This is a genomic window from Bacillus sp. 22-7 (assembly GCF_010628845.1).
Taxonomy (GTDB): Bacteria; Bacillota; Bacilli; order Bacillales; family Cytobacillaceae; genus Cytobacillus; species Cytobacillus firmus_B.
Map to the genome: position 1 here is coordinate 53,554 of NZ_NJQY01000029.1, position 10,857 is coordinate 64,410.

General features: G+C 44.7%; 9 protein-coding genes. All 9 read right to left on the bottom strand.

The annotated features are described in order from the left end of the window. Positions 1-63: 63 nt before the first annotated feature. Complete coding sequence (ispF, locus tag CE058_RS19610) at positions 64-549, bottom strand: 2-C-methyl-D-erythritol 2,4-cyclodiphosphate synthase (RefSeq protein WP_048011536.1); 486 nt, start codon at positions 547-549, stop codon at positions 64-66. Between the two features lie 14 nt (positions 550-563). Continuing rightward, positions 564-1,250 carry a 2-C-methyl-D-erythritol 4-phosphate cytidylyltransferase gene (ispD, locus tag CE058_RS19615; protein WP_048011545.1) on the bottom strand — a complete coding sequence of 229 codons (687 nt, stop codon included), beginning with the start codon at positions 1,248-1,250 and terminating at the stop codon, positions 564-566. A 369-nt stretch (positions 1,251-1,619) separates the two neighbouring features. Continuing rightward, entirely contained in the window at positions 1,620-2,708 is a 1,089-nt protein-coding gene (locus tag CE058_RS19620) for a PIN/TRAM domain-containing protein (RefSeq protein ID WP_048011538.1), read from the bottom strand. A gap of 218 nt (positions 2,709-2,926) precedes the next feature. Next, positions 2,927-4,000 carry a DNA integrity scanning diadenylate cyclase DisA gene (gene disA / locus CE058_RS19625; protein ID WP_163144792.1) on the bottom strand — a complete coding sequence of 358 codons (1,074 nt, stop codon included), beginning with the start codon at positions 3,998-4,000 and terminating at the stop codon, positions 2,927-2,929. Between the two features lie 2 nt (positions 4,001-4,002). Beyond that, on the bottom strand, positions 4,003-5,382 hold the full coding sequence (gene radA, locus CE058_RS19630) for a DNA repair protein RadA (protein WP_035332338.1): 1,380 nt from the start codon (positions 5,380-5,382) through the stop codon (positions 4,003-4,005). A gap of 314 nt (positions 5,383-5,696) precedes the next feature. Further along, complete coding sequence (clpC, locus tag CE058_RS19635) at positions 5,697-8,147, bottom strand: ATP-dependent protease ATP-binding subunit ClpC (RefSeq protein WP_048011540.1); 2,451 nt, start codon at positions 8,145-8,147, stop codon at positions 5,697-5,699. 4 nt (positions 8,148-8,151) lie between these two features. Further along, positions 8,152-9,231 carry a protein-arginine kinase McsB gene (gene mcsB, locus CE058_RS19640; RefSeq protein WP_048011541.1) on the bottom strand — a complete coding sequence of 360 codons (1,080 nt, stop codon included), beginning with the start codon at positions 9,229-9,231 and terminating at the stop codon, positions 8,152-8,154. A gap of 1 nt (position 9,232) precedes the next feature. Further along, positions 9,233-9,781, bottom strand: a complete 549-nt coding sequence (gene mcsA, locus CE058_RS19645; RefSeq protein WP_048011542.1) for a protein-arginine kinase activator protein McsA — start codon at positions 9,779-9,781, stop codon at positions 9,233-9,235. 23 nt (positions 9,782-9,804) lie between these two features. Next, positions 9,805-10,269: a CtsR family transcriptional regulator gene (locus CE058_RS19650; RefSeq protein WP_206697968.1), complete on the bottom strand. Its 465-nt coding sequence runs from the start codon at positions 10,267-10,269 to the stop codon at positions 9,805-9,807. Positions 10,270-10,857 lie beyond the last annotated feature (588 nt).

Genomic DNA, 10,857 nt, shown 5'->3' on the forward strand with positions numbered 1-10,857 from the left:
TTGAATCTTGAGTTTATCGTAAGCTATATTTTAACACTCAGGTTTTTCTTCTGAAAGGTAATTTTAACGGTTCTCTATCTTTTTCAGCAAAACAGCGGCCTGGGAGGCGATTCCCTCTCCCCGTCCTGTAAAGCCAAGTTTTTCTGTAGTTGTTGCTTTCACATTAATATTTTCTTTTTCGGTTTCCAGAAGCTCTGCAATCCGCTCCTGCATTTTACCGATATGAGGAGCCATCTTCGGCTTCTGGGCAATGATGGTGCAGTCTGCATTAACCAGCTCATACCCTTTTTCTTTTACGATTCCCCATACATGCTGCAGCAGCTTTGCCGAATCGGCATCCTTGAATTCAGGATCGGTATCAGGAAAATGCCGTCCAATGTCTCCTTCTCCAATGGCCCCAAGGCAGGCATCTGCCACTGTATGCAGCAGGACATCTGCATCTGAATGCCCTAAAAGCCCTTTCTCATATGGTATTTCAATACCCCCGATAATCAGCGGTCGTCCTTCAGCAAACTGATGAACATCAAAACCTTGTCCAATCCGAAACATGATAACAATCCCCTTTACATATGACTTCTTTTCTTTATAATTGCTTCCGCAAAATAAATATCTTCCGGCGTAGTCAGCTTAATATTATCGTAACTTCCCTCAACAATCACCACTTCATTCCCTAACCGCTCCACGAGGCTCGCATCATCTGTTCCTAAAAAGCCGTCTCCGTCTGCCTTGCGGTGTGCTTCAAGCAGGGAAGAAACACGAAAGGCCTGTGGAGTTTGAACAGCCCACAGGCAGGAACGTTCAAGTGTTTCTGTAATTAAATGCCCGTCAGCTTTTTTAACGGTATCCTTCAGCGGCACTGCGAGAACAGCAGCTCCTTTTTCCCAGGCTGCTTTCACCAGAGGCTGCAGTAAATCCCGTGTAATAAAAGGGCGGGCAGCGTCATGAACCAGCACTACTTCCTCACCCGAAGCTGCCTTGGCCGCATTATAGACGCTATGCTGCCTTTCCCTGCCGCCTTCAACCATAGCAGCCACCTTCTTTATCTGATGCTGTTTTAAGAGAGTGCGCATTTCTTCCTCATCCTGAGGATTAATGGCCAGAACAATGCCCGTGCACTCCGGGTCACTCTCAAAAACTTTTAACGTATGTATAAACACAGGGACATCCCCAATTTCCAGAAGAAGCTTATTCCTTCCGGCTCCCATTCGTTTCCCCTGCCCGGCTGCCGGGAGAATCACTTGATAATTCATATTTTTGACTCCTCTTTTTAGAAAAGCGCAAGCGCCTTGGTCACCCCCGACAAGCACAAGACGAGCCTCCCAAAAAGGCGTTCTTTGCCTTTTTGGGTGGATTGCCCGAAAGGTGGAGGCGACTGCGCAGGGACGACAAGCATAAGACGAGCCCTGCAAGAAGGTGTTCTTTCCTTCTGGAAGGGATTGGCTTATGTCTCGAGTTCCTAGGAGCCGCAACTGGACAAGCTTGTGACCTCGAGGGGGTAGGCGCTGGAGCTAGACACTTATCGACGTTTAAAATTTTATACTTTCTATTTGTTAAAAAAGCAGGCAAAAAGGCAGGGAAATCAATCTCCCTGCACATTCTGTCCTACTTTCCATCATACATTATAAAGCTTTTTCCAGAAGTTTAGGTTTTGCAAAGATCATTCTTCCGGCTGATGTCTGCAGAACACTTGTGACAAGTACATCAATATGTTTGCCAATGTAATTTCTGCCTTCTTCCACCACGATCATCGTGCCGTCGTCCAGATAAGCAATCCCTTGATTCTGTTCCTTGCCGTCTTTTATTACCTGTACCTTCATTTCTTCACCTGGAAGCACAACCGGTTTTACCGCATTAGCCAGGTCATTAATATTAAGGACTGCCACTTTTTGCAGTTCACAAACCTTGTTTAAGTTAAAATCATTGGTCACAACGACGCCATTCGTTAACTTAGCCAGCTTCACAAGCTTGCTGTCCACCTCTTGGATTTCTTCAAAATCGCCTTCATAGATTTCCACATTAATCGAAAGCTCTTTTTGAATCCGGTTTAATATATCCAAACCCCGTCTGCCGCGGTTCCTCTTTAATACATCTGATGAATCAGCAATATGCTGAAGTTCTTCGAGCACAAACTGCGGAATGACAATCGTGCCTTCCAAAAAGCCAGTCTGGCAGATATCAGCAATGCGTCCATCGATAATAACGCTTGTATCAAGAATCTTGAGTGATTTTTTAGGTGCAGCTTCAGGCTCAAGTTCTTCTTCACTGCTCTTCTTTTTCTTGCTGGAAAATAAACTTAGAAGCTCATCCCGCTTTTTAAAACCAACCTGAAATCCCAGGTAGCCGAATATAAGCGTTAGCACAATGGGAGCAACGGTATTCAGTATCGGCACCTCAATCGCATTTAGGGCATATCCGATTAAAAAGGCAATGACTAATCCAAAAACCAGGCCGACACTTCCAAAAATAATATCTGTTATAGGTACTTTTACCAGTGATTCTTCTGCCCATCTCACGAAATTGACGACATGATCAACCGCCCAAAAAGTTAAAAGATAAAAAATAATAGCACCTAAAATGGCGGACACGTATGGATTGTTTAAAAGAGGAATGCCATCTAAACTGATTAATTTTAATAAGTCAGGAATTAAGAATATTCCAAGCGTTACCCCAATAATAAGGAAGCATGCCTGTACAATACGTTTTAACATTCCTTCACCTCCTTTTACTCATTATAAACAAATTCACAAAATTGAAACCCTGAATCCGGGGTATTTTCAATTTTGTTCCTTATAATTATTTCACGATAGTAAAAGACCTGTTTTAATTAATACTTTCATCCACCTTAAGGGTAGCACCATTGGCAATAAACTGTCAAATAATTAACCAACCATTTTAGCATAACCAATTACATAGTTCAATGGTCTCTTTATAGCTGGCGATCCGCAAAAACCTGCTCTTTTATGAGCTTGAGTCCCTCTTTAATTTTTCTTGCCCGCACTTCCCCGATTCCTTCCACCTCATCGAGCTCCTCTACACTTGCCGTGATGATATTTGGGAATTCTTCAAACCGGTTAATCAGATTTTCAATAATAATTGGCGGCAGGCGCGGAACTTTATTCAGCATGCGGAAGCCGCGGGGGCATATAAATTCTTCCGTGTGAATATAACCGTTGTACCCGAGAAGCTTTAGAATGACAGAGTCTTCGAGCATTTCCCCTTTTGAAAGGACCTGTAGTTTGACAAGCACCCCCCTGGAGTCGATGTCTTTTGATTGAGCATAATCTCTAATAATCCATTCTGCTTCCCGTTCAAGCTCCACCAGCAGCTCATTCATCTGGAGCCGGATCAGCCTTCCTTCTGTCCCCAGTTCACTTAAATAGGTGAGCAGCTCATTTTTAATGCGCAGAACCATTTCGATATTATGAAAAACATGCAGGATGTCACTGTAGGTAACAAGCTCCTCAAATTCAAGGATGCTGAGATTGCCGATGCTCTGTTCAAGAACGACCTTATATTTTTCAAGTGTCTGGACGGCTACATTCGCCTTCGTTAAAATAACGCCAATATCCCTCAGCGCATAGCGGGAATGCCCTTTATAAAGGGTAATGACATTGCGTCTCTGAGAAATGGCAATCACTAATGCTCCTGTTTGCCGGGCAACCCGCTCAGCCGTGCGGTGCCGCATGCCCGTTTCCGTAGAGGGTACACCAGGATCAGGAGCAAGCTGGGCATTCGCAATCAGAATCTTGTTCCCCTCTTCATTTAAAATAATAGCCCCATCCATCTTGGCCAGCTCATACAGATAACTTGGCGAAAATGGGCAATTAATTTGAAAACCCCCATCAACAAGGTTGCTCAGCTTTTCTTTTGAGCCCAATACAATCAGCCCGCCTGTATTGGCGCGCAGAACATTATCAATCCCTTCCCTGATAGGCGTACCCGGAGCCATGAACCGAAGGATTTCACTCATTGTTTTTTCGCCCATTTTTTTAGTCTCCATGTTTATCCCCCTAACGCAGCCTTTAGCGCTTCACCAACAGAGCTAACTCCGATCAGTTCGATGCCTCCCGGCGCGCTCCAGCCGCCAAGATTGTTCGCCGGCAGGATGACCCGTTCAAAGCCCAGCTTGGCCGCCTCCTGCACTCTTTGTTCGATCCTAGAGACTCTCCTGACCTCGCCTGTGAGTCCTACTTCTCCAATAATGCAGTCTGTTGCTTTTGTCGGCTTATCCCGAAAGCTAGACGCAATGCTGACCGCTATGGCCAAATCAATTGCCGGTTCATCAAGCTTTACTCCGCCAGCGACTTTTAAGTAGGCATCCTGATTTTGCAGGAGCATTCCGACCCGTTTTTCCAAAACGGCCATCAGGAGCGGGACCCGGTTATGATCGATCCCGGTTGCCATTCGTCTTGGATTTCCAAAGCTTGTCGGGGAAATAAGCGCCTGAATTTCAACAAGAACAGGCCTCGTCCCCTCCATGGAAGCAACAACTGTTGAACCGGCAGCCCCTTGTGACCGCTCTTCGAGGAAAATTTCAGATGGATTGGCTACTTCTTCAAGCCCAAGTTCCTTCATCTCAAAAATGCCCATCTCGTTTGTTGACCCGAATCTGTTTTTTACAGCTCGTAAAATCCGGTATGTATGATGGCGTTCACCTTCAAAGTATAAAACCGTATCCACCATGTGCTCCAGAAGTCTTGGACCCGCAATGGAGCCCTCCTTTGTAACATGCCCTACGATAAAAATGGCAATTCCCTTCGTTTTGCCAATGCGCATCAGTTCAGCGGTACATTCCCGAACCTGGGAAACGCTCCCCGGCGCCGATGTCACTTCCGGATGAAAAATCGTCTGTATGGAGTCGATAATGACAAAGTCAGGGTTGACTGTTTCAATCGTTCTGCTGATTTCTTCAAGGCTGGTTTCCGAATAAACGAGCAGACTGTCTGAAGAAACACCCAAACGGTCAGCCCGCAGCTTCGTCTGCCGCATGGATTCTTCCCCTGATATATAGAGGACTGAATGCTTCCTGTTCGCAAGCTGTGAGGACACTTGAAGAAGAAGCGTTGATTTCCCGATGCCCGGATCTCCACCGATCAAAACAAGGGAACCTCTTACAATCCCGCCCCCGAGGACACGGTTTAATTCTTTTAAATCGGTATGTATGCGGGGTTCGCTGACTGTTTCAATGGATGTAATCGGCGTAGCTTTTGCCGCTATGGCCGTTCCCTGTGAATGTGCAAAAGCGCCTCTTCTCGTTGAAGCAGGCTTCTCTACCTCTTCCACCATCGTATTCCATTGTCCGCACCCCGGACATTTTCCCATCCATTTCGCTGATTCATAGCCGCATTCCTGGCACATGAATTTCGTTTTTCTTTTAGCCATACTTCTTCCCCTCTCTGTACATTCATACCAGCCGCGGTAAAGGAAAATCTTATTATTACCGGCCTTGCGTGGAAGAACCAGTGATGAAAGAAGTGCGTTTACTTCCTATTCCCTTTTCCAACGGGTCTTAAAATGTTTTTGTCCAGATATCTTTTTCTCTCTTAAAATTAACATAAAACGGCTGAATAAGCCTCTTTTAAGGCTGCATTTAAAAATGGCCTGAAAGAGTACAAAAAGGTACACGTATAACAGGGACGTGTACCTTTTTGCTGTGTGTGATCATCTGATGCTTATATTATATGGTCCGTTACACCTTATTTTTGAAGGTTTGCTGTTCTGCTTGGTTCTGCGGTTCTCACCACAAATTCTCCATCCTTCACATCGATTACCACGCTTTGCCCGGTTAGGACTGTTCCTCTTAACAGCTCTTCGGATAAACGGTCTTCAATATGCTTTTGAATGGCCCGGCGGAGCGGACGTGCTCCGTACTCAGGATCATAGCCCTCTACCGAGATTTTTTCTTTGGCTGCGTCTGTCAATTCCAGTGTAATATCCTGTTCCTTCAAACGTTTCGTTAAGGTATCAGACATAAGCGAAACGATTTCCTGAAGATGCTTTTTCTCCAATGCATGGAAAACGATAATTTCATCGATACGGTTCAGGAATTCCGGACGGAAGGACTTCTTCATCTCTTCCATTACCTTTCCTTTCATATCTTTGTAATCCTGTTCTCCATCCTGGATGTTAAAGCCAACGTATTTGTTCCGCTTAAGTGCTTCAGCACCAACATTGGAAGTCATAATCAGAACAGTATTGCGGAAATCGACGGTTCTTCCCTTCGAGTCTGTTAATCTTCCGTCTTCCAATACCTGTAATAGGATATTGAATACATCAGGGTGGGCCTTTTCAATTTCATCGAGAAGCACAACAGAATATGGTTTTCTGCGGACTTTTTCGGTTAATTGGCCTCCTTCTTCATACCCTACATAACCTGGAGGAGAACCTACCAGACGGGATGTGGAGTGCTTCTCCATGTATTCTGACATATCGATGCGGATCATCGCATCCTCGTCACCGAACATAGCTTCTGCTAATGCACGGGCCAGCTCAGTTTTACCAACTCCAGTCGGGCCAAGGAATACAAATGAGCCAATCGGGCGCTTTGGATCTTTAAGGCCTGCACGGGCACGGCGGACAGCCTTTGAAATGGCCTTAACGGCTTCTTCCTGCCCGATTACGCGGGAATGAAGGATTTCTTCCAGGTTTAGAAGCTTTTCTGTTTCAGTTTGGGCAAGCTTCGAAACAGGGATTCCAGTCCAGCTGGCAACCACATTGGCAATGTCCTCAACCGTCACTTCACTGTTTTCTTTGCCCTGCTTTTCTTTCCATGTTTTCTTCGTTTCTTCCAGCTGTTCACGCAGGCGCTGCTCCGTATCCCTTAAGGAAGCCGCTTTTTCAAATTCCTGGCTTTGAACGGCAGCATCTTTCTCTTTTCTTACATCCTCAAGCTTAACCTCAAGCTCTTTCAGGTTTGGAGGCGTAGTATAAGAGCGCAGTCTTACCTTAGAACCCGCTTCATCAATTAAATCAATCGCCTTATCCGGAAGGAAGCGGTCTGAAATGTAGCGGTCTGACAGCTTTACGGCCGCTTCAATCGCTGCATCTGTAATGGTTACGCGGTGATGGGCTTCGTAACGGTCGCGCAGCCCCTCAAGAATTTGAACAGATTCTTCGGCTGTCGGCTCATCAACCGTAATAGGCTGGAACCTTCTTTCAAGTGCCGCATCTTTTTCAATGTATTTTCTATATTCGTCAAGTGTAGTTGCACCAATGCACTGAAGTTCGCCGCGGGCAAGAGATGGCTTTAGAATGTTGGAAGCATCAATCGCCCCTTCTGCTCCACCTGCACCTATTAATGTATGAAGCTCGTCAATGAATAAAATGATGTTTCCTGCCTGCCTGATTTCATCCATTACCTTCTTCAGGCGGTCTTCAAATTCACCGCGATACTTCGTTCCGGCAACCACTGTACCCATATCAAGCGTCATAACCCTTTTATCGCGAAGAGTCTCCGGTACTTCATTGTTAATAATCTGCTGGGCAAGGCCCTCTGCAATGGCTGTTTTACCTACACCAGGCTCACCAATGAGAACCGGGTTGTTTTTCGTTCTGCGGCTTAATACTTCAATCACACGCTGAATTTCTTTGCTTCGTCCAATAACCGGATCGAGGCTTCCTTCTCTGGCAATAGCAGTCAGGTCACGCGCTAATCCATCCAAGGTCGGCGTGTTCGCATTGGCTGCGGAGCCTCCCTGATGGCTGCCGGACTCATTGCTGCCTAACAGCTGAAGCACCTGCTGGCGCGCTTTATTGAGGCTGACTCCAAGGTTATTCAATACCCTCGCAGCAACTCCTTCGCCTTCACGGATGAGGCCAAGCAGGATATGTTCTGTTCCTACATAGGAATGCCCAAGCTTTCTTGCTTCATCCATGGAAAGTTCGATCACTTTCTTGGCACGCGGTGTATAGTGAATGGTCTGGGAAGCATCCTGCCCCCTGCCAATTAAATTCTCAACCTCTTTTTGGATCTTATCAGAGCCGAGGCCTAAAGCATACAGAGCTTTAGCCGCAATTCCTTCACCTTCGCGTACAAGCCCAAGCAGAATATGCTCTGTTCCGATGTTATTATGTCCTAAACGGATTGCTTCCTCCTGTGCTAACGCCAATACTTTTTGAGCTCTTTCCGTAAATCGTCCGAACATCATAATTTCATCCTCCCAACTCTTGATCTTCCATTTTTAATCTTTCCCTAATTAGTGAAGCCCTGCGGATATCACGTTCATGCGGTCTGAGCGGCCCGCCTGCATATTGCTGCAGGAATCCGGGCTGTGTCAGGATCATCAGCTCATTCAATATATTCTTTGATATGTTTTTGATGTACTGCATATCAATCCCCAGGCGAACATCTGACAAGCATTGTGCCGCTTCCTTTGATTCAATGATCCGGCTGTTTGATAAAACGCCATAAGAGCGGAAGACTCTATCTTCTAATTGTATGTTAGAAGTCTTTGCTAATGCTTCCCTTGCCGATCTTTCCTGAGAAATCAGCTGACTGACAACGCTTTTCAGATCCTCGGCGATATCTTCTTCTGACTTTCCGAGAGTGATCTGATTTGAAACTTGAAAGATATTACCTAAAGCTTCGCTGCCTTCCCCGTAAATTCCTCTAACAACTAAACCTAACTGGTTAATTGCCGGAATAATCCGGTTCATTTGGTGTGTGAGAACGAGGCCTGGCAAATGCATCATAACCGATGCCCTGAGCCCTGTTCCTACATTTGTGGGGCAGCTTGTTAAAAAGCCAATATCTTCATCAAATGCATAATCGGCTTCTTCTTCCAGCCAATCATCAATTTCATTTGCCATATTTAAGGCTTCAGAAAGCTGAAACCCTGGAAACAGGCATTGAATCCTTATATGGTCTTCTTCATTAATCATGATGCTGACTTCTTCATTTTCAGAAAGAAGGCAGGCACCATGAGTTGAATTCTCAGCAAGATGGGGGCTGATCAGATGCTTTTCCATCAGCACTCTTTTTTGAAGAGGCTGAAGGTTATCCATTAATAAAAGCTCCATTTCCCCAAGTTTTGAAAACGAAGAGTGCTCCACCCTTGCCTTTATTTTTTCAATGACTGCTTCTGCTTCTTCATTTGAAAATAAGGTAGGGAATTTAAATTGCTTTATATTGCGGGCGAGTCTGATTCGTGAGCTTAATACAATATCGGAATCAGGGCCTTCCGCACTCATCCAGGAGCTGATAGCTTGATTTATGAAACGTTCCAGCGACAAGCTACTCCCCTCCCTTTTGATCGGCATTGAGCTGTTTTTCCAAGTTCCTTATTTCATCTCTCAATTCTGCCGCTCTCTCAAACTCTTCTTTGGAAATCATTTCTTTTAAATGATTTTTTAAATCATCAATATTCCTGCGCAAATGAATGGTTCCCCCGATTCTGGCCGGAATTTTCCCGCTGTGTGAGGAATTCCCGCTGTGCAGCCTTCTAAGAATAGGGTTTAATTGATCTTTAAAAGTCTCATAGCAGCTGGCGCATCCAAAACGGCCAACTTTAATAAACTGCTGAAAGGTCAGGGAGCATTGCTCACACTGCAAAACCTTCTCCTGCTGAAAAGGATCCTGGCCCGATCCCTGAAAGGAAGGCTGAATATTTAAAAGGCCAGCAAGCAAGTTATTTATTGAAAAACCGGACCCGCTGCCCAGCATAAACATTTCACCTTTTTCCTGTGCGCATTTCTCACAAAGATGAAACTCTGCTTTCTCGCCATTTACAACCTTTGTAAAATGCAGCGTGGCCGGCCTTTGATTACATTCCTGACAAATCATGACTTCACCTCTCCAGCTCACTACTATTTATATTTCAAAGTGGTCAACATTGCCTTAAGCATTCTTGCCCTCAGCTCATCTCTGAAAGGAAGATCAATATACAGAACAGAACGGTCTATAACACTAAGCATTATTTTAGCTTCCCTGTGTGTTATAATCTCTTCTTCTACCAGACGGTAGATGACATTCTCCGCACTGCTCTGGGCAATCCTGCTCTGCACCAAAGATATTAACTGGTCAATCAAATCAGCATGGTCATAGGACTGGACTTTCATAATCCGGATGAAGCCCCCGCCTCCCCGCTTGCTTTCTACTGCATAACCTTTTTCAATCGTGAAACGGGTGTTGATCACATAATTGATCTGAGAAGGAACACACTGGAATTTGTCAGCGATTTCGCTTCTTTTAATTTCCACGATTTCCCTTTCACTCTTCTCTAAAACCTGTTTGAGATAATTTTCAATTATGTCGGATATATTTCTCACCAGGCCTCCCCCTATCTGACTTTGACTATATTTGACATTAATTATACATGATTTATGTAATTTCTTGCAATTGGCGGGTATTAATAATTTTCCCCCATTTTTTGACTTCCCAAACCTGATAATGGAAGTTAATGTCGATAACAATATATTTTTGGATGGGCGGGTTTGTGCTTGGTTGTGGAAAGTTTTTGGATGACAGCTGATGTGTATGGGCTGATTGGTCTTTGGAGCGGGGATGGCAAAGCTGGATTGAGCTGCTGGGATGTGTGCAGTTTTTAGATTCTTTGGTGCTGCATCGGTGCAGTTTATCTGACAGGTTTGGAAATTTATCTTGCATGTTTGGAGATTTATCTAACAGGTTTTTGATAATATCCAGCAGAAGTTTCGTTTTATCTAGCATGTTTCTTACATTTGGCACAATTCTTCTTTTCGGAGAATGAAATCGACTATTAAAACAGAGGGAGAGATGAGGAATGGCGCATATAATTTGATTCTGGCGCATCAATGCGAGAAGTGACGCATATCTGCATTTTCAATAAAAAGAAGAGTCCAGCAAAGATAATTACACACAAAAAAAGAACACCCATCAGG

Excerpts from the sequence above, each read along its gene's own strand:
- ispF (WP_048011536.1), bottom strand. The coding sequence starts at position 549 with ATGTTTCGGATTGGACAAGGTTTTGATGTTCATCAGTTTGCTGAAGGA.
- ispD (WP_048011545.1), bottom strand. The coding sequence starts at position 1,250 with ATGAATTATCAAGTGATTCTCCCGGCAGCCGGGCAGGGGAAACGAATG.
- CE058_RS19620 (WP_048011538.1), bottom strand. The coding sequence starts at position 2,708 with ATGTTAAAACGTATTGTACAGGCATGCTTCCTTATTATTGGGGTAACG.
- disA (WP_163144792.1), bottom strand. The coding sequence starts at position 4,000 with ATGGAGACTAAAAAAATGGGCGAAAAAACAATGAGTGAAATCCTTCGG.
- radA (WP_035332338.1), bottom strand. The coding sequence starts at position 5,382 with ATGGCTAAAAGAAAAACGAAATTCATGTGCCAGGAATGCGGCTATGAA.
- clpC (WP_048011540.1), bottom strand. The coding sequence starts at position 8,147 with ATGATGTTCGGACGATTTACGGAAAGAGCTCAAAAAGTATTGGCGTTA.
- mcsA (WP_048011542.1), bottom strand. The coding sequence starts at position 9,781 with ATGATTTGTCAGGAATGTAATCAAAGGCCGGCCACGCTGCATTTTACA.